Source organism: Caballeronia sp. S22 (genome assembly GCF_964261745.1).
In the GTDB taxonomy this organism is placed as follows: domain Bacteria; phylum Pseudomonadota; class Gammaproteobacteria; order Burkholderiales; family Burkholderiaceae; genus Caballeronia; species Caballeronia jiangsuensis.
In genome coordinates, this window is sequence record NZ_OZ180036.1 from 641,011 (window position 1) to 663,778 (window position 22,768).

Below are 22,768 nucleotides of genomic sequence, written 5' to 3' on the forward strand. Positions count from 1 at the left end.
AACGATCGTTCCATATCGATGGCCATTTGCGTGACGAACCGGTGCCGCACGATTGACTACGACGATGCAGGACTTAAACTCTCAACAGCCGCCGGTTACGAATGACTTCAATAACGGCGCGGTCCAACCTGTCCATGCGCCCGACGTTGCCGGGCATTCCTCTGGCGCGTCGGCGGCAGCGGCTGGACGTACCTCGTGACATGGACATGGCTCAAGGCTTTTCCGTGGCGGAACAACCGCCGAGCGTGGGCGAGGCGTTCGACGTCATTCTGAAGCCCATGCCGCATCCCGAGCTTGCCGGCGAGCTGGCGGACAGGCTGACGGAAATCCGCATCGACGAAAATCTATTCGCGATCGGCCGCGCCGAAGCGCCGTTCGACACGAGCCCGCCCGAAGCCGTCGCGCAACTCTCGCGCCGTCACGCGCGCATTTTCATCGAGCATGGTTTCGTCTATATTGCCGATCTCGCGAGCAAGAACGGCACCGCGGTGAACGGCACGCCCGTGCGCGATACGCCCGCGCGCGTGCGAAGCGGCGACATCATCTCGTTCGGCAGCCGGCTGTCGTATCGCGTGCAGTTCGCGCCGCGCACGCGACGCATCAACGCGCCGAAGCCGATCGGCATCACGCTCACGCCGCAGCGCGACGATCTCGGTCTTCATCCCGTCGAACTCGCGCAGTTTCCGTTTCTCGTCAGCAAGACCGACGAGACGTTTTCGCGCTATCGCGAGCAGTATCCGCATCAGGTCAACTACGTGTCGCGGCGGCATGCGCATGTGTTCATCAAGGGCGGCGCGCCGTTCGTCGAGGATCTCGGCAGCACCAACGGCACCTTCGTGAACGGCGAGCGGCTCGGCGCGTCGGCGGTCGAGCTGAAGAATGGCGACACCGTCGCGTTTGGCGGCACGCACTTCGCGTACACGGTGCATCTGCACGGCGAAGAGAGCGAATCGACGCTCACGGAAATGGTCGCGCAGGTGGAGGCGCAGGCTCACGACGACGAGCACGACAGCGACAAGACGACCTTCGTCGGCTCGGCGCATTCGTTCCTGGATATCTTCTGCGTCGATCAGGCCGCCGCGCGCGAGGACGAAGTCAACGAGGAAGCGCAGCCCAAGCCCGCCGACGAAAGCCGTCACGACACGCGCGCCGCGAAGCGCAGCAAGTTCGCGCTCTTCGTGGCCGAACTGCATCGTGCGCTCGCAAGCGACGATCAACGCGCCGCGCGTCGCACGCGCATCATCGTCGGATGCGTGCTGGCCGCGCTCCTCGCGGGCGGCGCGGCGCTCTACTTCATCGGCTCGCCCGAGCGTCAGGCCAAATCGCTGATGGCGCACGGCGAGTTCGGCGAGGCCGCGCGCGTTTCGAACGACTATCTGAAGACGCATCCGAAAGACGCGCAGTTCGCGTCGATGAACACCGAAGCCGTGCTCAAGTCGAACGTGCCGCGCTGGCTCGCCGCGTTGAAGAAGGGCGATTTCGCGAGCGCGGACGCGATCATCGCGCAGATGAGAACGCTCGCCGAGCACAACGCCGACGTGCATTCGCTCATCGACGAACTACAGTGGATCGGCAAGCTGGAAAGCTTCGTGATGGGCCGCGGCGGCGCCGAAGCGCCGATCCGCATGTATGCCGACGAGCCGCGTATCGGTGCGATCCTGAAGCACTGGGAAGCGGACGCGGCGGGCCATCAGCGCGATCTCGACCGCATCGCGGGCTACGTGCCCGAGTTTCGCGATCCGTACGCGCTCGCGCTGAGCCATCTGCGCAAGCTGCAAAGCGACGATTCGGTGTATCTCGCAGCCATCGAAAGGCTCAATGCGAGCATCGTCAAGAGTCTGGGACAGGACGATCCCGACGCCATCGGCGCGACGCTCAAGGAATACGCGGACAAGTATCCGCGTCTCGCGGGCCTCGATCGCGTGCGCGCCGATCTCGACAGCTATGCGGGCCTGCGGCGCAGCCTCAGCGCCGGGAGCCTCGCGCCGCTCGCGGGATCGGTGAGCAAGGCGAATTTCTCGACGCCGCCGTTTCAGGAAAAATTCGGCCAGATGCGCACGAGCCAGTTGCCACCCGCCGACGTGCTCGCGCAATACGCGACGGTCGCCGAGGCATGGAGCCGCGGCCAGAGCGCGCAGGCGATCGACGCGCTGCAAAAGCTGCCGCAAGGTTCATGGTCGCCTACCGTGCAGAAGGAGCTTGCGCACAAGAAGGCCGTGGCCGCGCAGTTCGCCGATCTGCAAAAGGCGCGCGGCTCGAAGGGCTATGAAGAAGCGTTGCTGTCGTTCTACGAAACGCTCGATCTCGATAGCGACACTTTCTATGCGAAGGCCGTCGCGCCCGACGTCGCATCGCTGAAAGACAAGGCGACCGCGCGGGCGCAGACGCTGATGACGCAGGCGCAAACGCTCTGGCAGCAGTATCGGACCAATGGCGGCATCGGCGGGTCGCAGCGGCTCGAATCGGGCGTGTCGGATACGTTCAGGACGCAGGCGCGGCTTTTGTCGGACGCGCAGGATGCGGCCACGCGCGGCATGCGCATCTTCAGGCAGGTGAAGGCGGACAGCGCGACGGCGAAGTGGACCGCGCTCGCCAATGAGATCGACACCGAAGCGGATTTGCAGCGACGCTCGCTGCAGGACCTGCGCATGGTGCTCGAACCGGGACTTCTCAATACCAAGCTGAGTCTGATCGGCGGAGGCACGAGCAGTGAAGAGAGACACACACCTTAAGCCGTTGTCGGAGGCGCTCGGAGAACACGGTGCCGAAGGCATCGCGATTCTCACGGCCGAGCCGCTCGGGCTCACAAAAGGGCTCGTCTACGCGATGGTGGCGCTCGTCGCGTCGGCGCTCGTGTGGTCGTTCGTCGGCCATGCGGACGTGATGGTCAGCGCCCAGGGCACGCTCGCGCCGGAATCGGAAGTGCGGCGCTTCTATACGCCGATCGATGGCGAGCTGGCCGATCTCTATATCGCCGAAGGGCAGCCCGTGCGCAAGGACGATGTCGTCGCGCGCCTGAACGCACGCGGCGCGATCGAGGCCGCCAGCAACGCGCTCGAAGCGCAACTGAAGCTCGACGACGCCGAGCGCGAATGGAAGCAGTTCCCGGAGAAGAAGCTGCTGATGGAGCGCAAGATCGCCGCGCTCAAGGATCAGATGGACGTGGAGGAACACCAGCATCAGCAGCGTGTGGCCGAAGGCACGAGCAAGCTCGCGGAAGGCCAGAAGGCGCAGTTGCAGGAAGCGCGCAGCACGCTGGAAAACGCACGCCGCGCGCGCGATGCGGCGAAGGTGGAGTACGACCGCTTTCAACGTCTGCTCGCGCTGCCGGGCGGCGGCGGCGTGGCCGAAACGCAGGTCGATGCGAAACGCAATGCCTATCTGGAAGCGGACGGCGCGTATCGCGTGGAGCAATCGCGGCTCGCGGAACTCGACTTTCGGCTGAGCCACGATTTCACGCAGGCGAAGCGTCAACTCGAAACGAGCGGTCAGGAAGCGACGAGTCTGCGGCTGCAATACGAAGCCGCGATGCGCGAAGTCGCGAGCACCGAAGACAAGCTGCGTCTGCAGCTACAGACGGCGCGCCTCGTCGCGGATGCGGCCGCGCGCATCAAGTTCGAAAACATCGACAAGGATAATTTCCTGCTGATTCTCGCGCCGGTATCGGGCGTGGTCACCGATGTGACATCGACGCAGCCCGGCGACAAGATTCAGGCGAACACGCCGCTCGGCGGCATCGCGCCGGCGAATGCGAAGCCGGTGCTGAAGATCGAGATCGCCGAGCACGACCGCGCGTTCCTGCGCGAAGGGCAACGCGTGAAGCTCAAGTTCAACGCGTTTCCTTATCAGCGCTACGGTGTGATCGAAGGCACGCTCGCGTTCATCTCGCCCGCGACCAAGCCGAGCCCGACGACCAAGCAACCCGTCTATGAAGGACGCGTGACGCTCGATCGCGATTCCTATCAGGTCGCGGACACGAAGTATCCGCTGCGCTACGGCATGACGGCGACCGCTGAAATCGTGGTGCGCGAGCGGCGCCTGATCGACCTCGGGCTCGACCCGTTCCGTAATGTGGCGGGATAAGGATGGGGGGTTACACGAGCACCGCAACGCGGACATGATGCGCAATTCAACATAGAACCGAACGGAGAACGAGATGACGGCGATTGTGCGTATCGACGACGAAGTGGTCGACGTCGGCGAATTCATCAGGTTATTGAAACTGAACGGCCAGTTCGACGGACTTATCGAGCAACTCGTGCGCGACAAGCTGACCGTGCGTGCGGCGAAGAAATCGGGCGTCGCCGTGAGCGACGAAGAAATCCAGAACCGCGCCGATCAGTTCCGCCGCATTCGCGGGCTGCATCGCGCGGCGGACATGAACAACTATCTCGATGCGCTGCACGTGAGTCTCGACGAGTTCGAGGTCTATATCACCGACACGCTCTATCAGGAAAAGATGCTCGACAAGGTCGGAACCGAGCGCGAGATCGAAGAGTACTTCCAGCTCAACTCGCCGAAGTTCGACAGCATCGAAGTCAGTCACATCCTGCTCGATACCGAGGGCAGCGCGAAGGAGATGATCTCCTATCTCAACGACGATCCCGACAGCTTCGCCGAGATGGCGCGCGAGCATTCGCTTGCCGATACGCGCAACGAAGGCGGCGTGATCGGCCGGGTGATGCGCGGACAGATGAAGCCGGAGGTCGAGGCGAAAGTGTTCAACGCGGAAGTCGGCGATCTGCTCGGACCATTCATTTCCGCCGATGGCGCGTCGTATGAAATTTTCGCGGTGACGGCGAAGTATCCCGCGAAGCTCGACGAAGACGTGTCCGCGGAAATCCGCCGCCTGCTGCGCGAAGACTGGATGCTGACGCGCGCGCAGGAGCATGTCATCGAAGCACGCTGACCGACGGGGAACGCGATAGAACATGGACGCTCCATCGAGCCTTGATTCGCCCGCCGACTTTCTTTCGTCGGTCGAGATTCTTTCGCCATTCACGCGCGAGGAGATCGAACACCTGGCGGCAAATGCCGAGTCGCGCCGCTTCGGCTTCGGCGAGACCGTGTGCAATGCGGGCGATGCGGCCGACGGGCTCTATATCGTGAAGGCGGGCTCCGTGCGCATCTTCACCGAGGAGCACGGCAAGGAAATCAGCATGGGGGTCAAGAAGGAGCGCGAGACCTTCGCCGATATCGCGATGCTGCGCGACTACCGGCACGAGTCGTCGGTGCGCTCCTCCGGCAAGACCGAGTTGCTGTATATCCCGCGCATCGCGATCGATCCGGTGATCGCGAAGAATCCCGCCGCGCTCGCGTTCGTGACGAGCTACGTCGCGATCAATTCGGCGGGCGGCTTCGTCGCGAAGCTCTTCGATCTGCGCGGCAAGCTCGACAAGGCGGAACTCGAAGAATGCGTGCGCAGTGTCGGCGTGAAGCGCGTCGGCGAGGGCAAGGAGATTCTCAAGCAGGAATCGCGCGACGACCGGCGTCTCTATGTCGTGCGGCAGGGCGAAGTGCGCATCGTGCGCGAAGAAGGCGGCGAAAAGCATGTGCTCGCGACGCTCGGCCCCGGCGAGATCTTCGGCGAGAAGGCCTGCGTGATGCGCCAGGAGCAGATGGCTTCCGCCATCGCGAGCGCGGATACGCGCCTGCTCGTGATCCCCGAGAAGACGGTGCATTTCATCATCGAGCGCAACGTGAAGCTGCGCGAAGTGCTCGAAGAACGCATCCGCTTCACCGAGCGCGAATTGCAGCGCCAGAAGAAGCTCGCCGAGCGCCGCAAGCTGCCCGCGATGCTCGATCTGCACACGAAACCCGAGCTTGGCGAGCGCGTGATCAAGCGCTTCGCGTGGGTCGAGCAGGCCGAGGAAATGGATTGCGGCGCGGCCTGTCTCGCGATGATCTGCCGCCACTACGGCATCAACATGACGCTCGGCAAGCTGCGCGAGCTCGCCAATGTGACGACCTCGGGCGCGACGCTCGATTCACTCGCGCGCGCGGGCGAATCGCTCGGCTTCACGACGCGCGGCGTGCAGTGCACGTTCGAATCGCTGCGCGGCTTCGAGATGCCGTTCATCGCGCACTGGGAGGGTTATCACTACATCATCGTCTACGGCGTGTCGAGCGAGAACGTGTGGGTTGCGGACCCGGCGATCGGTTTCAGGAAGATGACGGTCGGCGAGTTCGAGCGCGGCTGGAGCGGCACGTGCCTGCTGTTCACGGCGGGGCAGGATCTCACGCAGAAAGCCGTGTCGCGCTCGCCGTGGCTGCGTTTCGTCGGCTATCTGAAGCCCTACAAGAAGATCCTGCTGCATCTCTTTCTCGCGACCTTCGTGATTCAGGTGCTGGGCGTGATTCCGCCGCTCATCATCCAAAACATTCTTGACGGCGTGATCGTGCATCAGAACGTGAGCCTGCTGCACGTGCTGATCGGCGGCCTCGTCATCGCGAGCCTGTTCACGCAGTTGATGACGACGATACGCGCGTACCTTGCGAACTTCATGGTCCGCAACATGGACTTCGCGATGATGTCGCAGTTCTTCAAACATACGTTCTCGCTGCCGTTCGGCTTCTTCGCGAAGCGCAAGACCGGCGACGTGTTCGCGCGCTTTCAGGAGAATCACACGATCCGCGCGTTCCTCACGGAATCGACGGTATCGACCGTGCTGAACCTGCTGATGATCTTCATCTACTTCACGATCATGTTTCTCTACAACGTGAAGCTCACGTTGCTGCTGATCGCGTTCGTGATCCCGATGATGGTGCTCACGGTCGTCGCGACGCCGCGCATTAAGCAGAATGCGCGCGAGACGTTTTCCGCGGGAACGGATGCGCGCTCGTATCTGATGGAAGCGCTCGGCGGCGTCGAGACGGTGAAGGGCATGGGCATCGAGCGGCCCGTGCGCCTGAAGTGGGAGAAGAAGTACGCGAAGTCGCTCGAAGTGCAGTACAAGTCGCAGCGCTTCAATATCGCGGTGGGCCTGTGCAGCCAGTTGCTGAATGCGGCGACGACCATCGGCGTGCTATGGGTCGGCGCGAATCTCGTGCTTGCGCGCGAACTGACGATCGGGCAACTGATCGCGTTCAACGCCTACATGGGCAGCGTGCTTGCGCCGCTGATGGGTCTCATCAACCTGTGGAGTCTCTTGAACGACGCGGGCGTCGCGATGGAGCGCCTAGGCGACGTGCTCGACATCGAGCCTGAGCAGAAACCCGAAGACATGCAGCAGCGCGTGATGCTGCCGGACCTGCAGGGCGACATCAGCTTCAACGGCGTGTACTTCCGTTATGGCGACGGCGACGCGCCCTACGTGCTGGAAAACATCAGCTTCGATGTGAAGCCGGGCGAACTGATCGCGATCGTCGGGCGCAGCGGTTCGGGCAAGACGACGCTCGCGAAACTGCTCGTCGGTTTCTATGCGCCGAGCGAGGGCAAGATGACGGTGGATGGCTACGATATCAACGTCGTCGACAAAGGCTTCTTTCGCGCGCAGATCGGCTATGTGATGCAGAGCAATCTGCTGTTCTCGGGGACGATCGCCGATAACATCGCGAGCGGCGACGAAGCGCCCGACAGACGGCGCATCGAGGAAGTCGCGAAGATGGCTGATGCGCACGCGTTCATCGTGAAGATGCCGCTCGGTTATGAGCAGGTGGTCGGTGAGCGCGGCGTGGGGCTTTCGGGCGGACAGATCCAGCGGCTATGCATTGCGCGCGCGCTGTATCACGACCCGCGTCTGCTCGTGTTCGATGAAGCCACGTCCGCGCTCGACACGCAATCGGAAAGCAATATTCTCGGCAACATGCAGGAGATCCTGAAGGGACGCACGGCGGTGATCATCGCGCACCGGCTGTCGACGATCATGCGCGCCGACAAGATTCTCGTGCTGTACGAAGGCGGCATCGTCGAGCAGGGCAAGCACGACGAACTCGTCGCGAGAAAAGGCATGTACTACCAACTCGTGCAAAAGCAACTGAGCGCAGCATGAAAATACTCGACCAACCGGAAAGCGATGCAAGCGCGCCCGCATCATCGGCGATTTCGTATGCGGGGCTCATCGAGAAGATCGAGATTCTGCGCTCGACGCTCAGATGGACCTCACGTCTCGAACGGCCCGAAATCGAAAAGCTGCTGCGGCAGGCGAGCACTTTGCGCGATGAAGTGATGCAACTGTCGCACAAGGAGCGTTTCGTGCAGGCTGCCGCCGCGGAGCCGAAGCGCGACCTGCCGCCGGGCGCGCGGCGTCAGGCGCTGATCGAACGCAGCTTCGTGTTCGAAGGCACGTTCGGCGATAACCCGAAGCTGCTGGAAGCGCTGGAGATCGCGGAAAAGGCCGCGCCGACGGACCTGCCCGTGCTGATCGACGGCGAGAGCGGCACCGGCAAGGAACTGATGGCGAAGGTCATTCACGCGAACGGCTCGCGCGCGGACAAGCCGTATATCTCGGTGAACTGCGGCGCGATTCCGGACAATCTGCTGGAGTCCGAATTATTCGGTCATCGCAAGGGCGCGTTCACGGGCGCGTCGAACGATCGTAAGGGCAAATTCGAAAGCGCGCATACAGGCACGATCTTTCTGGATGAGATCGGCGAGCTGCCTTTGTCGGGACAGGTGAAGCTGCTGCGTGTGCTCGAAGCGCACGAGATTCAGCGCGTGGGCTCGGATGAGCCGATCGCGGTGGATACGCGCATCGTCGCGGCGACGAATCGCAACTTGCGCAAGTTCTGTGAAGAAGGGCGCTTTCGCGAGGACCTGTTCTATCGGCTGAGCGTGATTCATCTGACGCTGCCGGCGTTGCGCGAGCGGCGCGACGAGATTCCGCTGTTGCTCGCCTATTTCGGCGATGAAGCCGCCGCGACCCTGAAGCGCAGGCCGGTGAAGCTGTCGCCGAGGCTGCGCGATTTCCTGCGCAACTACGACTATCCCGGCAATATCCGCGAGTTGAGGAACGTGCTGTATCGGGTCGCGTGTCTTGCGGGCGATATGGCCGATATCGAACATCTGCCGGTCGATATCCGGCCTAAATCATCGCTCTCGCTGGCGATGGGCGGGCCGGCCGCGAGCGGCAACGGCATCGCGACGGCGAGTTCGCTGGCGGAAGCGAAGCGCGTCGCGAGCGATGAGGCGGAGCGCGCGTTTCTCGAACGCGGGTTGCAGGAAACCGGCGGGACGGTCGCCGAGCTTGCGAGGCGGTATGAGATGAACCGGTCGCATCTGCAGATGCTTTTGAAGAAGCACGGGCTGCATTCGAAGGAGTTTCGGGCGGCGGCGCAGAAGAACAAGGAGGCGGGGGGCTGACGCGCCCCCAGCGCCCCTAAATCGACGGATTCACCTGCGTCTTGTCCGGCGCCATCAAATCCTCCACATGCGCGACGACAACCGATATATTGTCGCGCCCGCCGCGCGCCAGTGCGATCTCCAGCAGCCTTTGCGCTGCCATATCGCAATTGCCGGGCGCAAGCTCGTTCATAATCTCCGTCTCGCTCACCTCGTTCGACAAGCCATCGCTGCACAGCAGAAACGTATCGCCATCGTGCAAGGCGAGCGTGTTTTCGTCGAGTTCGAGCACGTCGAGCGCGCCGACCGCACGCGTGATCAGATGCTGCGCCGGATGATGCAGCGCTTCTTCCGCCGTTAGCTGGCCGCGCGCCTTCAGCTCCTCGACATGGCTGTGATCGCGCGTGAGCTGCACGAGGCGTCCCTGACGGAACAGATAGATGCGGCTGTCGCCGGCCCACACATAGCCGCATGCGCCATCGCGCGCCGCGAGCAGCACCACCGTGCTGCCGATGCGCGATACCATCCGCCGCGCCGCCTCCGCGCGCAACTGATCGTTCACATCGAGAAGCCGCGTGCGCGCATCCGCGATCACGCCCGACAGGTCGTTCGACGCCGATACCCGGGCCAGGCTCTCGATCACCATCCGGCTCGCCAGATCGCCGACCGCGTGTCCGCCCATGCCATCCGCGACGGCCCATAGGCCGCGCTCGGGGGCATCGAGCAGCGCGTCCTCGTTGATCTGCCGCACGCAGCCGGTGTCGGTGCGGGCGGCGGAAGTCCATCGATATTCGGTGTTGAAGGTCACGGCAACCTCCGGAATCCTGGGTGGCGCGGCGTCGGGCGCGCGTCGCGGACGGTCCCGCTCATTGTGTACCAACGCGCGCCCGAAGCGAATCTTGATCTGCACCGTTCAACCCGCGCGATTCCCCGCCACCGAGCTCGGGTTGACCGTGAGCGTCGCGCCGTTCCCCGTGTTGCTGACCGCGACGTTCTGAAACTGATTGACCATCTGGCCGACCGAGATGTTGGTGATGTTGTTGGTGACCTCGTAGACATTGTTGGTGACATCGATGAGGTTCACCACGGCGCTTCCCCCAACGCCGCCGCCCGACGGGCGATCGACATACGGCGTGATCCAGCCGTACACCCAGGGCGCACCGCCGCCGCCGCTGATGGCCGACATCGCCGCGTGATCCAGCTCGCGGTCGTATTCAAGATCGGTGACGGTGATGGCGCACATGTCGTTTCTCCGGGATGGGCCTGTGAGCAGGACGCAGGAGTCAATGCAAGGCTCATGCCGACGCACACGCTCTTTAGCGTTTTTCCGCGCGTGCCGCGTGGGACGGCGTTCCGGCGAAACCGGCCGAAGCGCGCGTAAAGGCATCCGTTGGGTCGCCGCCAACAAGCGCTGTTGGCGCAGCAGCGACCAACCAACACACGCAGGCGCGGCCCACGCTCGCGGGCTTCTGCCACGAACGTGCGTGTCCTGACGCACGCAGCCCAACAAACATCCCTCGAAACTGTTGGCCGATCCAGAACACAAGGTCGTTGAGAATCGCTCGCGAATTATGGTTAATTCAAAAAAATCAGTGACTTAGAGAAGCTGGCAAGGAAGATGCAAATGACATGGCAACCCGGCGCCAAACGAACACATGGCGCCAAGCAAAGAAAAATCGGAGCCAGCCATGTCAACGAACCAACAAACCGGACTGATCGACCAGCAAGCCGCTTGCGGTTTCTCGCTCGACGACGAACCGGCGCTCGGCACCGAACTCATCACGCGCCGCTCGGGCTACGAACACCACGGCATCTACGCGGGCAACGGCATGGTCATCCACTATGCCGGCTTCGCGAAGTCGCTGCATCGCGGCCCGGTGGAGGAAGTCTCCGTCGAACAATTCGCCGCCGGCCACGAAGTCACGATCCGTCAGAACCCGGCCGCGAAGTTCGTCGGCATGGAAGCGGTGGGCCGCGCACGCAGCCGCCTCGGCGAAGACCAATACCACCTGCTGACCAACAACTGCGAGCACTTCGTCACGTGGTGCCTCGACGGCCGCGCCCGCAGCCGTCAGGTGCAAGCGTGCTTCGTGCATCCGCGCGCCGCGCTTCGCGCCGTGTCGGGACTTTTTCGCGCCTATGTCGCCGCCGAACGCCGCCGCCGCATGAACGCGGCGCTCGCAGCCTGAACCGCACGCCTTGCCGATCGATTCCGAGGAGACCATCATGCAAACCATCGAAAATTCGCTGCACTGGGCCGTCGACAAATGGCTCGCCCCGACACCCGCGCGTCCGGCACGTGTCGTGCGTCTGTGCCGCTCGCATGTCACCGGCGCGCGCTATGTTTGCATCGAGGCAGAGCATCCGGGCGGCCCGCTCGCGATCATCTTCTTCCGCCATGACGACGGCACCTGGAACGTGTTTCCCCCGCAGGCGAAGCGCCCGTCGATGAGCGCGCAGCGTCTCGCCGCCTGAGCGCATACTGAATGCGTACGATGGGCCGGGGCGCGTCGGGCTGCCCCGGCTTTGACACGGCAATCCCGCTGCCGCTACTCTAGGCGCACCCAGGCGGCCATTCGACGAAGCCGCCGGGTCGCACGGATGCGGCAGGTCGTGGTAGTTTTGCGTCCGTGAACCAGATCGTACATTTTCGAGGTATTGCCGATGACCCAGCCCGACTCTTCTTCCTCCGCCCGCGCGACGCCCGATTCGACCCTCGGCGACAATCCGCTCGGCATCGCGGGGCTGGAGTTCGTCGAGTTTTCCAGTCCCGATCCCGCGGGCCTCGCCAGGCTGTTCGAGACGCTCGGCTTCGTTGCCATCGCGCAGCATGTCAGCAAGGCCGTGACGCTTTTCCGGCAGGGCAGCATGAATTTTCTGCTGAACGCCGAGCCGGATTCGTTCGCCTCGCGCTTCGCGGAGTCGCATGGCGTGGGCATCGCCGCGATCGGCATTCGCGTGCTCGATGCGCAGGTCGCCCACGAGCGCGCGCTCGAATACGGCGCGTGGGATTTCGAAGGCGAAAAGATCGGCCCGAACGAACTCGCGATTCCGGCGATTCAGGGCATCGGCGATTCGCATATTTACTTCGTCGATCACTGGCCGGGCAAGAACAGCGGCGAGACGTCGATCTACGACATCGACTTTCGTCCAATCGCCAGCGCCAGCGCAGAACCAAAAAGCACCGGCCTGCTGGAAGTGGATCATTTCACGCAGACCGTCGGCGCGGGCCGCATCCAGGAATGGCTCGATTTCTACCGCGAAGTCCTGCACTTCTCGGAGATTCATCAGGTGCACCCGGACTGGCATGTGTCGCAGGATTCCGCCGTCACGCTGTCGCCGTGCGGCTCGATCCGCATCCCGGTCTATGAGGAAGGCACCTATCGCACGGACCTGATGCAGCAGTATCTGCCCGATCACGAAGGCGAGGGCGTGCAGCATATCGCGCTCGCATCGGCCGATATCTTCGCTTCCGTCGATGCCCTGATGGCGCGCGGCGTGCGCTTCCTGCAGCCGCCGCCGCGCTACTACGACGAGATCGACGAGCGGCTTCCCGGCCACGGCCTCGACATCGACGAGATGCGCACGCGCGGCATTCTCGTCGATGGCGAGATTCTCCCCGACGGCACGCCGCAGCTTTTCCTGCAGACCTTCGTCGAGCGCCAGCCCGGCGACATGTTCTTCGAAATCGTCGAGCGGCGCGGGCATCACGGATTCGGCGAAGGCAATCTCGCCGCGATCGCGAAGGCGCGGGGCTGACAAGCCAAACGCATGCGCCACGCCGGGCGGCGCTCATTGCACGACGATCGTCCCCGTCATGTGCGGGTGCAGCGAGCAGAAGTACTTGTACGTGCCCGGCTTGTCGAACACATGCGAGAAGCTCTCGCCGCTGTCTAGCGGATCGGACTTGAAGCTCTTTCCTTCATCCGCGACGGTGTGCAGCATGTCGTCGTGATTCACCCACGTCACCTTCGTGCCCACCGGCACGGTGAGGGCCGGCTGGCTGAACGCGAAGTTGTCGATGGAGATGGTCGGCATGTTGGCCGCCGCGACCTGTTGCGCGGGCTCCTGCGCACAGGCCGACGGAATCGCGGCGCTGATGACGCCCTTCACGACGAGCGCGAACGCGGCCTTGCGCAGGAACTTGCCGGCGAGCGGACGGAGATTGGCAGGCGAGACATAGCTCGCGATCATGGCGGCGTTCATGACTGCGCGGCGGCGAGCGCCGTGTCGGTGATGGCCAGTTGCGAGCGCCCCGCGATATGCGTGACTTCGCGCAAGCCGAGCATCGTACGCAACTGCTCCGCGGGCACCTTCATCGGTCCGGGCCCGGACGGCGCGCCCGGCGCGGGTTGCGGAAACGCTGTCGACATCGCCGAATAGAAACGCATCTCTCCCTCCACTTTTTGCGCCACCTGATGCACGTGGCCATTCAATACCGTCACCGAGCCGAAGCGCTTGAGCAGCGCGAGCGCCTGCGCGCTGTCGTCGGTGCCCCAGCCCCATTGCGGATACAGCGCCCACAGCGGGATGTGCGCGAACACGACGATCGGCGTGCTGCTCGATTTGCCCTGCAGATCGGCCTTGAGCCACGCGAGTTGCGCATCGCCGAGAAAGCCGAGGCCGCCGCCCTTCAGATCGATCACATTGGTGAGGCCGATGAAATGCACGCCGCCCTGATCGAAGCTGTACCAGTGGCGCGTGCTGTCCTTGCCGTACTGCCCGGAAAAACGCTCGAAGAAGGGATTGCCGTCCTCGACCAGCACGTCGTGCTCGCCGGGAACGTAATGCACGTCCATGCCCGCCTTGTTGATGATCTGCGTGGCGGTGTCGAACTGGCCGGGCTTCGACATGTGCGTGATGTCACCCGTGTGGATCATGAAGGCGGGGCGCGTCTTCATCGTGCTCACGCGCGTGACCGCCTCTTCGAGCGTGCTCGTCGGCTCGGTGTTCGGATCCTTGTTGAAGCCGATATGGCTGTCGCTGATCTGCACGAAGCTGAACGAACTCGTCTTCTCGGCAGCTTTCGCCGACGAAATCAGGCGCGAGACGGGCACGCCGCCGCTCACGGTCCAGATGACGCCGGCGCCCGCCCAGGCCATGCAGGAGAGGGCGGTGCGGCGGCGCTTGCCGTGCTCGTCGAGTTCGTCGCGTTCCTGCGCGGGCGGCAGTGCGGTCGGGTCGGGTTTCATGATGGGGTCCTCTGATGATTGCGGCCGCGGTTCTTGTCATTCGAATCGGCAAAATCGCGCCCACGGCGGCTCGATGCATGGGCGCGAGGCCGGCGACGTACGCTTCGTTCGGGCGAGGTCGCTTGGGCATCCGTCCATCGAACCGGTGAAGACGGCGGGATATTCCCGCTATATTTTTTTGAGTCGCTGCTGCAAACGGGAATAAACCGTCCGCGAGGGGAGTAACGGAGGGGAAGGCGCGAGAAAGCGATGCCGGTCGCGCCCGAACGATGTTTTCCGAACGTGGTTGTCGAAAGGAGACCCGCGCGATGTGGCCAAGCAGGTCGAAAGAAGACAAGTCCGGGCGCCGCGGCCAGGCGGGCGCCGAGGCGGTGCACGCGCGCTTCGAGGCGACGGTGATGCCGCACCTGGACGCCGCGTACAACCTCGCGCGCTGGCTGTCGGGCAGTGCGACCGACGCCGACGATGTCGTGCAGGAAGCGTATCTGCGCGCGTTCCGTTTTTTCGGCGGATTCGAGGGCGGCGAGGAAGCGAACGCGCGGGCATGGCTGCTCGCGATCGTGCGCAATACGTGGTTCACGGAATGGCGGCGGCGCGTGCAACTCGCGGACGCGACGCCCTACGACGAGGAACTGGGCGGCGACGAGGCGTTGCCGGGCTGGTCGGAGGAAGGCGCGGCCGATCCGGAGACGCTCGCCGTGCGCCGCGACGAAGTTCATCTGGTGCATCGCGCGCTGGAGGCGCTGCCGATCGCCTTTCGCGAGGTGCTGGTGTTACGTGAGCTGGAAGACATGAGTTACAAGGAAGTCGCATCCGTGACGGGCGTGCCGATCGGCACGGTGATGTCGCGGCTCGCGCGCGGCCGCAAAATGCTGGCGGGGGCGGTTCGCGCGGCCCAGGGCGGGCAGGACAAGCCGAGCGTGCGGCTCGTGCGCCGTGCCGGACCGGGACATTCAGAGGAGTCGGGAAATGGAAAATAACGACACCGCCTCGCTCGATACGAGGCTCACCGATGGTTCGCTCTATCAGCGCGCACCCGTGCATCTGCGGGCGCAAGTGCTGGCGCGTGTGCGAGAGGAAGCCGAACGGGACGCCCGCACGCGCTTGCCGGAGCGCTCGGCTAAGCGCGGCTGGAGCAACCTGTTCTCGGCGCCCTGGCCGTTCTTCGGCGGCGCGTTCGCGGGCGCGACGCTCTCCGCGTTCGTGCTCGGCGCGATGCTGTGGTTCCAAGCCGCGCCGCTCATGACGGGCGTGGCGGGCGCGTCGCCGATCGCGCAGGAGATCGTGTCGAGCCATGTGCGCGCGCTGATGTCGGACCGTCCGATCGACGTGCTCTCCAGCGACAAGCACACGGTGAAGCCGTGGTTCAACGGCCGCATCGACTATGCGCCGCCGGTGATCGATCCGGCGGGACCGAGCTTCGCGCTGGTCGGCGGGCGGCTGGATTACATCGATCATCGGCCGGTGGCGGTGGTGGTGTATCGCTACCTGAAGCATCCGATCGACGTGTACGTGTTTCCCGAGCGCAAAGGCGACGTAAAGAGCGATGCGAACGACAAGGAGTTCTCACCGGTCGTCACACAGTCCGACGATGGCTACGCACTCGCGCGCTGGAATCATGACGGCATGACCTTCTGGGCCGTCACCGATGCATCGGGCGCGGTGCTGCGCCAGTTCGCTCACGCGATCGAAACCGGCGCACCGCGCTAAAGCTCTTATTCGCTGAAAGAACCTGAGAGTGCGCAAGGTTGCGCGCGGTGATCCTCCGGGGACGCCGCGCGTTTTTTTGCGCGTCCTTACGCGTATACCCGCTGTCCCTTGGCTTTCCCGAAGCTAAAAAAACGCTTCGGGATGCTGTCCAAATCCTGTCCGCGCAATGCTTCTTTAGCGCTTATTCCATGCCGTGCACCCTTACGATGCGTCAGGTGTGGGCTAACGCTCGTGCTCTTCGGGTATGTCCGAATATGGTCATATCCTTACATTTTTCTACACTCGCTCACAGCCCATGTAATCGATAACGCGCAATGCATTTAAAAAGCGTTGCAGGCTTTTCGCGCGAGGCATGGGACTTTCAAAAAACGATCAGGCGATGGAGACACACATGGGTATGAAGATGAAGCTCATCGCGAGCACGCTCGCGTTCGGCGTTTTCTCGATGGCGCACGCGGCGGACCCGATCAAGATCGGCGTCGATGGTCCGTTTACGGGCGGTTCGTCATCCATGGGTGTCAGCATGCGCGACGGCGTTCGTCTCGCCACGGCGGAGATCAACAAGTCCGGCGGTGTGCTTGGCCGACAGATCGTGCTCGTCGAACGCGATGACGAGGCGAAGAACGAGCGCGGCGTGCAGATCGCGCAGGAGCTCATCAACAAGGAGAAGGTCGTCGCGGTCGTCGGCTATATCAATACGGGTGTGGCGCTCGCGTCGCAGCGCTTCTTCCAGGAAGCGAAGATTCCCGTCTTCAACAATGTCGCGACCGGCACGGTGGTGACGAAGCAATTCGACGATCAGCCCGATAACTACGTGTTCCGCAACGCGGCCGCCGACCGCATCCAGGCGCCGATGATCGTCGAGGAAGCGGTGACGAAGCGTGGCTTCAAGAAGGTCGCGATTCTCGCTGATTCGACGAACTATGGTCAGCTTGGCCGCGAAGATCTGGAGAAGGCGCTGGCCGCGAAGGGCGTGAAGCCTGTGGCTGTCGAAAAGTTCAACATCAAGGACGTCGACATGACGGCCCAGTTGCTGAAGGCGAAAGAAGCGGGCGCCGAAGCGGTGCTGACGTACGGCATCGGGCCTGAGCTCGCGCAGATTGCGAACGGCATGTCGAAGCTCGGCTGGAAGGTGCCGTTGATTGGCAGCTGGACGCTTTCGATGGCGAACTATATCGACAATGCCGGCGCGAACGGCGAAGGCGCGCGCATGCCGCAGACCTTCATTCAGGAAGCGAATACGCCGAAGCGCAAGGCCTTCATCGATGCGTACCTGAAGGAATTCAAGCCGAAGAACGATCGCATCGATTCGCCGGTATCGGCGGCGCAAGGTTATGACTCGGTGTATCTGCTTGCGGCGGCGATCAAGCAGGCCGGCACGACGGATGGTCCTAAGGTGAAGGAAGCGCTCGAAGGCCTGAACACGAAGGTCGAAGGCGTGGTGATGGTCTACGACAAGCCTTTCTCCAAGGGCGATCATGAAGCGATTTCGCCTAATGTGCCGGTGATTGGCGAGGTGAAGAGCGGGCGCGTGATCTATGCGTATGACGCCGACAAGAAAGGCGGCGGGACTTTGCGTAGCAAGCAGGCTACTACTGCTTCTAATTGACGTTGCTGTTTTTTTTAGGGGCTTTGCCGGTGGAATCCTGATTTCGTGTCGGTCTATTGGCACTGCCCCTCCCCGGGGCGGGGGTCACTTTCTTTGCTGCTGCAAAGAAAGTAACCAAAGAAAGCAGCTTCTCACCGCCCGCGGTCACACGCAGTTTGGCCATGCTTGCCAGCCGTCGGTGGCACTCGCCTAAGTGTCGCCCCCACAGGCCCACTCGGGCTTGGCTCGCGCACGGTCTGCCGCACCGAATGTTTTAAGGCGCTGGTTCAGCGCCAAATAGCTTCGGCACAGCGCTACGCGCTGCCGTTGGGTATGCGAGGGAAACCGAAGAAGAAGCGCGCGCGCACCCGATTGACCGGTCGGCCGCGAAGCGGGCCGGAGCTATTTGGTGCTGAACCAGTGTGTTGTGTGGTGCGATGAGTCAGACCGTGCGCGGTCCAAGCTCTTGTCTGCTTGTGAGGGCACTCGCTACTGCCGGGCCATTAGGCCAATCGCCTGTGCCGCGGCCGGCGTGAAGTGCTTAGGCTGGGGATAGCTGTTTCTTTGGTTACTTTCTTTGCAGCAGCAAAGAAAGTGACCCCCGCCCCGGGGAGGGGCAGAGCCAATAGACCGACAAGAAATCAGGATTCCACGAAAGCATAAACGCACCAACCCCAACCGCCCAAAAACCCCCCGCGATGATCCTTCTGCAACTCATCTACAGCGGCATAGCCCTCGGCATGATCTACGCCGTGATCGCATTCGGCTATCAGCTCACCTTCGCCACATCGGGCACATTGAACTTCGGTCAGGGCGATGCTCTGATGCTCGGCGCGCTCGTCGGCCTGACGCTCGTCTCCGCAGGCGTCAACTACTGGCTGATGATTCCGCTCGTATGCCTCTTCGGCCTGATGCAAGGCGCGTTCGTCGAGCGCATCGGCGTGCGGCCCGCCATCAAAATCAAGTCCGAATTCGGCTGGATCATGTCGACGATCGCGCTCGGCATCATCTTCAAGAACGTCGCGGAAAACGTATGGGGCCGCGACGATCTGCGCTTCCCGTCGCCGCTGCCCGAAGCGCCGCTCAAGGTGTTCGGCGCAAACGTGCTGCCGATGGAACTGCTCGTCGTCGGCGGCGCGCTCGTGATGATGCTCGCGGTCGAGTTCTTCAACCGCAAGACGATCTTCGGCAAGGCCGTGGTCGCGACCGCGAACGATCGCGATGCAGCGTCGCTCATGGGCATCAACACCGGGCTCGTCATCACGTTCTCGTATGCGCTTTCATCGCTGACCGCTGCATTTGCAGGGGTTTTGATCGCGCCGCTCACATTGACGGGCGCGACGATGGGCGCGGTGCTGGGCCTCAAGGCCTTCGCCGTCGCGATCATCGGCGGCTTGTCGAGCGGCATGGGCATCATCGTCGGCGGGATGATTCTCGGCATCGCGGAGACGACGACCGGATTCTATATTTCCACCGGCTACAAGGACGTGCCGGGACTCGTGCTGCTCTTGATCGTGCTCGCGGTCAAGCCCGCAGGTCTCTTCGGCAAGATGGCGATCAAGAAAGTCTGAGGCGGCGACGATGAAAGCAAAGAACTGGATTGCGGCGATCGCCGGACTTGCCGTGCTCGCGATTTTTCCGGTGGTGTCGGGCAATCCGTATTACATCCACCTCGTCGAAACCATCATGATTTACGCGATCCTTTTGTTCGGGCTCGATATCGTGGTGGGTTATACCGGCCAGGTGTCGCTCGGTCATGCGGGTCTGTTCGGCGTGGGCGCATACACGGCGGGCGTGCTGTTCATGAAGCTCGGCATGCCGTTCTATGTGACGGCGCCGCTTTCGATTCTGGTGACGGCCGGCTTCGGCGCGATCCTCGCGTTGCCCGCGCTGCGCGTGTCCGGCCCGTATCTCGCGATGGTGACGCTCGCGTTCGGCACGATCATCCAGATCCTTATCAACGAGATGGATTTCCTGACGAACGGACCGATGGGCCTCAAGATCCCGAAGCCGATGTTCGCGGGTCACCGGCTCGACGAAGTGCAGTACTACTGGCTCGTCGCGGCATTGCTCGTCGTGTCGTTGATCGTCGTGCATCGCGTGCTGAAGTCGCACCTCGGGCGCGCGTTCGAGGCGTTGCGCGATAGCCCGATCGCATCGGATTGCATGGGCGTGTCGGTGTATCGCTACAAGGTCTATGCGTTCGTGATCAGCGCGGGCTTCGCGGGACTTGCGGGCTGTCTCTATTCGTATTCCGAGCAGTACATTTCGCCGAACACGTATAACTTCGAACTCACTATCCTGTTCCTGCTCGCGATCATCATGGGCGGACGCAAGACGCGCACGGGCGCGATCATCGGCTCGACGGTCATCGTGATGTTGCCGAAGCTGCTCGACGATATCGCAAACTTTCGCGTCGTCGCGACGGCGCTGGCGGTTGTCGTCGTCGCGGGCGCGGTGCTCGCGCTCGTGCGCAAGACCACGACGCTGCAGCGCGTGGCGGTGCCGGTCATCGGCACGGCGGGCCTCGCGGTGTTCTCGTTCTGGATCGAAGCGCTGACCGACTGGCGCCTCACCATCTTCGGTCTGATGATCCTGCTCGTCGTGTATTACCTGCAGGACGGTATCGTCGGCTTCGTGCGCAAGACGCTGAACCTTGGGCGCGTGCGTGTGACGAAGGTCGATACCGATGAACTCGCGACCCAGACGCGCCAGGACGATGCGGTGGCGGCGGTCGGCACGCAGGGCGCGGATACGATCCTCGACGTGCGCGGCGTGCTGATGCAGTTCAGCGGCCTGAAGGCGTTGAACGACGTGAACCTGACGGTGAAGCGCGGCACGATCCACGGCCTCATTGGTCCGAACGGCTCGGGCAAGAGCACGATGATGAACGTGCTGACGGGCATCTATGTGCCGACGGCGGGTGCGATCGAATACGAAGGGCAGTCGCTCGCGGGGCGGACGTCATCGAAGATCGCGCTGTCGGGCATTGCGCGGACGTTTCAGAACGTGCAGCTCTTTGGCGAGATGACGGCGCTGGAGAATGTGCTCGTCGGCTTGCATCACACGTTCGAGTCGAACTTCGCGGATGTCGGCGTGATGAGTCCGCGATATCGACGTGAGGAACGTGCGGCGCGTGAGCGTGCGTTCAACATGCTGCGCTTTGTGGGGCTGGAGAATGTCGCTGCGGAGGAAGCGCGTAATTTACCTTACGGCAAGCAGCGTCTGCTTGAGATCGCGCGTGCTCTGGCGCTCGATCCGCAATTGCTTTTGCTCGATGAACCAGCGGCGGGGTTGACCGCGCCGGATATTCGCGAACTCGTCGCGATCATTCGCAAGGTGCGCAATCATGGGATTACGCTCGTTCTGATCGAGCATCATATGGATGTCGTCATGAGTGTTTGCGATACCGTTTCGGTGCTGGATTTCGGGCAGAAGATCGCCGAGGGGAAGCCTTCGGAGATTCAGGCTAATGAGAAAGTTATCGAGGCTTATTTGGGTGGGCAGGCTGCCCAGGTTGCTTGATTTGGGGGTTTTTTGCTTCGCCGGATCCCGGATTCGCGGTGGTCTATTAGCACTGCCCCTATGCGGGGCGGCAGTTACTTTCTTTGCTGCTGCAAAGAAAGTAACCAAAGAAAGCAGCTCGTTCAGGCCCGAGGTCACACGCAGTTTGGCCATGCTTGCCAGCCGTCGGTGGCACTCGCCTAAGTGTCGCCCTCGAAGGACTAACCGGGTTTGGATCGCGCACGGTCTGACGCGCTAGTTGTTTTAGCGCGCTGGTTCAGCACCAAATAGCTTCGGCACAGCGCTACGCGCTGCCGCTGGGTCTACAAGGGAAACCAACGGAATACATGTGCGGTGCATTGAGTTGGAGGCATCAGCAAAGAAGCCCACGCGCACCCGATTGACCCGGTCGGCCGCGAAGCGGGCCGGAGCTATTTGGTGCTGAGCCAGTGTGTTGTGTGGTGCGATGAGTCGGACCGTGCGCGGTCCAAGCCGCGAGAGTTTTGTGAGGGCACTCGCTACAGCCGGGCCATTAGGCCAATCGCCTGTGCCGCGGCCGGTGTGAAGTGCTTAGGCTGGGGATAGCTGTTTCTTTGGTTACTTTCTTTGCAGCAGCAAAGAAAGTGACTGCCGCCCCGCACAGGGGCAGAGCCAATAGACCGACACGAAATCAGGATTCCACGACAAATAGCCTAAAGCGAAAAACCCCAAAATGCTGACGATAAAAAACCTCCACGCCGGCTACGGCAAAGTCAAAGTCCTCCACGGCATTTCGCTCGACGTGCCCAAGGCGAAGGTAGTCACCCTGATAGGCTCCAACGGCGCAGGCAAGACCACAACCATGCGCGCGATCTCCGGCATGATCAAACCGACGGAAGGCGAAATCACGATGGGCGTCGGCAGCAACACAAAGCGCATCGACTCGCTTGAGTCGCACAAGATCGCGCGTCTCGGGCTCGCGCATTCCCCCGAGGGGCGTCGCGTCTTCGCGACCATGTCCGTCACCGACAATCTGCTCCTCGGCGCATTCCCGCGTCTGACATGGTCGCGTCCGAAAGGCGACGTCAACGCCGATCTCGAACGCGCGATCGATCTGTTTCCGCGATTGAAAGAGCGCCGCAATCAGCTCGCAGGCACGCTATCGGGTGGCGAGCAGCAAATGCTCGCGATGGCGCGCGCCATCATGCTCAACCCGGACCTCGTGCTGCTCGACGAACCATCGATGGGCCTCGCGCCCATTCTCGTCGACGAAGTATTCCGCATCATCGAGCGCCTGAAAGCCGATGGCGTCACGATGCTGCTCGTCGAGCAGTTCGCCGCCGCCGCGCTCAACGTCGCGGACTACGGCTATGTGCTGGAGAACGGCCGCGTCGCGACACACGGTCCGGCCGAGCAGCTGCGCAACGATCCATCGGTTAAGGCCGCGTATCTCGGCGCGAGTCACTGACACCTCGAACAATTGCCGCACTGCGGCAAGCGAAGCCGAACTATCAT

The 22,768-nt window shown here is 62.7% G+C and carries 18 protein-coding genes; 14 read left to right on the forward strand and 4 right to left on the reverse strand.

What is annotated here, in order from left to right:
• The first annotated feature begins 206 nt into the window (after window positions 1-206).
• The 5 genes from ACEN42_RS18090 (at window position 207) to ACEN42_RS18110 (ending at window position 9,301) form a co-directional block, all read left to right on the forward strand.
• On the forward strand, window positions 207-2,732 hold the full coding sequence (locus ACEN42_RS18090) for an FHA domain-containing protein (protein ID WP_371882048.1): 2,526 nt from the start codon (window positions 207-209) through the stop codon (window positions 2,730-2,732).
• Window positions 2,710-4,083, forward strand: coding sequence for an HlyD family efflux transporter periplasmic adaptor subunit (locus ACEN42_RS18095; protein ID WP_035511116.1), 1,374 nt, complete (start codon window positions 2,710-2,712; stop codon window positions 4,081-4,083). The genes ACEN42_RS18090 and ACEN42_RS18095 overlap by 23 nt, the downstream gene beginning before the upstream one ends.
• Window positions 4,084-4,156: 73 nt before the next feature.
• A complete protein-coding gene (locus ACEN42_RS18100; protein ID WP_238213859.1) occupies window positions 4,157-4,909 on the forward strand; it encodes a peptidylprolyl isomerase in 753 nt (250 codons plus the stop codon).
• A gap of 22 nt (window positions 4,910-4,931) precedes the next feature.
• Window positions 4,932-7,991, forward strand: a complete 3,060-nt coding sequence (locus ACEN42_RS18105; RefSeq protein ID WP_035511112.1) for a peptidase domain-containing ABC transporter — start codon at window positions 4,932-4,934, stop codon at window positions 7,989-7,991.
• Window positions 7,988-9,301, forward strand: a complete 1,314-nt coding sequence (locus ACEN42_RS18110) for a sigma-54-dependent Fis family transcriptional regulator (protein ID WP_238213860.1) — start codon at window positions 7,988-7,990, stop codon at window positions 9,299-9,301. Before ACEN42_RS18105 ends, ACEN42_RS18110 begins: the two co-directional genes overlap by 4 nt.
• A 16-nt stretch (window positions 9,302-9,317) precedes the next feature.
• Here ACEN42_RS18110 and ACEN42_RS18115 read toward each other — a convergent pair whose 3' ends face one another.
• Together ACEN42_RS18115 and ACEN42_RS18120 are read right to left on the reverse strand one after the other, a co-directional pair.
• A complete protein-coding gene (locus ACEN42_RS18115) occupies window positions 9,318-10,088 on the reverse strand; it encodes a PP2C family serine/threonine-protein phosphatase (RefSeq protein WP_371882049.1) in 771 nt (256 codons plus the stop codon).
• A 105-nt stretch (window positions 10,089-10,193) separates the two neighbouring features.
• Window positions 10,194-10,523: a hypothetical protein gene (locus ACEN42_RS18120; RefSeq protein WP_187606245.1), complete on the reverse strand. Its 330-nt coding sequence runs from the start codon at window positions 10,521-10,523 to the stop codon at window positions 10,194-10,196.
• Window positions 10,524-10,968: 445 nt separating this feature from the next.
• On the opposite strand from ACEN42_RS18120, the gene ACEN42_RS18125 reads away from it, so the two are divergent.
• From ACEN42_RS18125 to ACEN42_RS18135, 3 genes are all read left to right on the forward strand, one after another.
• Window positions 10,969-11,469, forward strand: a complete 501-nt coding sequence (locus ACEN42_RS18125; protein WP_187606246.1) for a lecithin retinol acyltransferase family protein — start codon at window positions 10,969-10,971, stop codon at window positions 11,467-11,469.
• A 37-nt stretch (window positions 11,470-11,506) separates the two neighbouring features.
• Window positions 11,507-11,755 (forward strand): hypothetical protein, encoded by a 249-nt coding sequence (locus tag ACEN42_RS18130; RefSeq protein WP_035511103.1) that lies wholly within the window; start codon window positions 11,507-11,509, stop codon window positions 11,753-11,755.
• Window positions 11,756-11,944: 189 nt separating this feature from the next.
• On the forward strand, window positions 11,945-13,039 hold the full coding sequence (locus ACEN42_RS18135; protein WP_371882050.1) for a 4-hydroxyphenylpyruvate dioxygenase family protein: 1,095 nt from the start codon (window positions 11,945-11,947) through the stop codon (window positions 13,037-13,039).
• Between the two features lie 33 nt (window positions 13,040-13,072).
• Here ACEN42_RS18135 and ACEN42_RS18140 read toward each other — a convergent pair whose 3' ends face one another.
• Complete coding sequence (locus ACEN42_RS18140) at window positions 13,073-13,486, reverse strand: cupredoxin family copper-binding protein (protein WP_238213863.1); 414 nt, start codon at window positions 13,484-13,486, stop codon at window positions 13,073-13,075.
• Window positions 13,483-14,472, reverse strand: a complete 990-nt coding sequence (locus ACEN42_RS18145) for a metallophosphoesterase (RefSeq protein WP_371882051.1) — start codon at window positions 14,470-14,472, stop codon at window positions 13,483-13,485. The genes ACEN42_RS18140 and ACEN42_RS18145 overlap by 4 nt, the downstream gene beginning before the upstream one ends.
• Before the next feature lie 308 nt (window positions 14,473-14,780).
• Here ACEN42_RS18145 and ACEN42_RS18150 point away from each other — a divergent pair, with 308 nt between their 5' ends.
• The 6 genes from ACEN42_RS18150 (at window position 14,781) to ACEN42_RS18175 (ending at window position 22,721) form a co-directional block, all read left to right on the forward strand.
• On the forward strand, window positions 14,781-15,452 hold the full coding sequence (locus tag ACEN42_RS18150) for an RNA polymerase sigma factor (protein ID WP_187606250.1): 672 nt from the start codon (window positions 14,781-14,783) through the stop codon (window positions 15,450-15,452).
• A complete protein-coding gene (locus ACEN42_RS18155; RefSeq protein WP_371882052.1) occupies window positions 15,442-16,182 on the forward strand; it encodes an anti-sigma factor in 741 nt (246 codons plus the stop codon). Before ACEN42_RS18150 ends, ACEN42_RS18155 begins: the two co-directional genes overlap by 11 nt.
• 397 nt (window positions 16,183-16,579) lie before the next feature.
• Complete coding sequence (locus ACEN42_RS18160) at window positions 16,580-17,791, forward strand: ABC transporter substrate-binding protein (protein WP_371882252.1); 1,212 nt, start codon at window positions 16,580-16,582, stop codon at window positions 17,789-17,791.
• A 677-nt stretch (window positions 17,792-18,468) separates the two neighbouring features.
• The gene (locus ACEN42_RS18165; RefSeq protein WP_035501820.1) at window positions 18,469-19,341 is read left to right on the forward strand and encodes a branched-chain amino acid ABC transporter permease; all 873 of its coding nucleotides are present in this window, start codon (window positions 18,469-18,471) and stop codon (window positions 19,339-19,341) included.
• A gap of 10 nt (window positions 19,342-19,351) precedes the next feature.
• The gene (locus ACEN42_RS18170) at window positions 19,352-21,295 is read left to right on the forward strand and encodes an ABC transporter permease subunit (protein ID WP_035501821.1); all 1,944 of its coding nucleotides are present in this window, start codon (window positions 19,352-19,354) and stop codon (window positions 21,293-21,295) included.
• Between the two features lie 691 nt (window positions 21,296-21,986).
• On the forward strand, window positions 21,987-22,721 hold the full coding sequence (locus tag ACEN42_RS18175; RefSeq protein WP_187606253.1) for an ABC transporter ATP-binding protein: 735 nt from the start codon (window positions 21,987-21,989) through the stop codon (window positions 22,719-22,721).
• The last annotated feature ends 47 nt before the right edge of the window (window positions 22,722-22,768 follow it).

Coding starts and splice junctions, on each gene's coding strand:
- ACEN42_RS18090 (WP_371882048.1), top strand. CDS start 207: ATGGCTCAAGGCTTTTCCGTGGCGGAACAACCGCCGAGCGTGGGCGAG.
- ACEN42_RS18100 (WP_238213859.1), top strand. CDS start 4,157: ATGACGGCGATTGTGCGTATCGACGACGAAGTGGTCGACGTCGGCGAA.
- ACEN42_RS18105 (WP_035511112.1), top strand. CDS start 4,932: ATGGACGCTCCATCGAGCCTTGATTCGCCCGCCGACTTTCTTTCGTCG.
- ACEN42_RS18110 (WP_238213860.1), top strand. CDS start 7,988: ATGAAAATACTCGACCAACCGGAAAGCGATGCAAGCGCGCCCGCATCA.
- ACEN42_RS18120 (WP_187606245.1), bottom strand. CDS start 10,523: ATGTGCGCCATCACCGTCACCGATCTTGAATACGACCGCGAGCTGGAT.
- ACEN42_RS18125 (WP_187606246.1), top strand. CDS start 10,969: ATGTCAACGAACCAACAAACCGGACTGATCGACCAGCAAGCCGCTTGC.
- ACEN42_RS18130 (WP_035511103.1), top strand. CDS start 11,507: ATGCAAACCATCGAAAATTCGCTGCACTGGGCCGTCGACAAATGGCTC.
- ACEN42_RS18135 (WP_371882050.1), top strand. CDS start 11,945: ATGACCCAGCCCGACTCTTCTTCCTCCGCCCGCGCGACGCCCGATTCG.
- ACEN42_RS18140 (WP_238213863.1), bottom strand. CDS start 13,486: ATGAACGCCGCCATGATCGCGAGCTATGTCTCGCCTGCCAATCTCCGT.
- ACEN42_RS18145 (WP_371882051.1), bottom strand. CDS start 14,472: ATGAAACCCGACCCGACCGCACTGCCGCCCGCGCAGGAACGCGACGAA.
- ACEN42_RS18150 (WP_187606250.1), top strand. CDS start 14,781: ATGTGGCCAAGCAGGTCGAAAGAAGACAAGTCCGGGCGCCGCGGCCAG.
- ACEN42_RS18155 (WP_371882052.1), top strand. CDS start 15,442: ATGGAAAATAACGACACCGCCTCGCTCGATACGAGGCTCACCGATGGT.
- ACEN42_RS18160 (WP_371882252.1), top strand. CDS start 16,580: ATGAAGATGAAGCTCATCGCGAGCACGCTCGCGTTCGGCGTTTTCTCG.
- ACEN42_RS18165 (WP_035501820.1), top strand. CDS start 18,469: ATGATCCTTCTGCAACTCATCTACAGCGGCATAGCCCTCGGCATGATC.
- ACEN42_RS18170 (WP_035501821.1), top strand. CDS start 19,352: ATGAAAGCAAAGAACTGGATTGCGGCGATCGCCGGACTTGCCGTGCTC.
- ACEN42_RS18175 (WP_187606253.1), top strand. CDS start 21,987: ATGCTGACGATAAAAAACCTCCACGCCGGCTACGGCAAAGTCAAAGTC.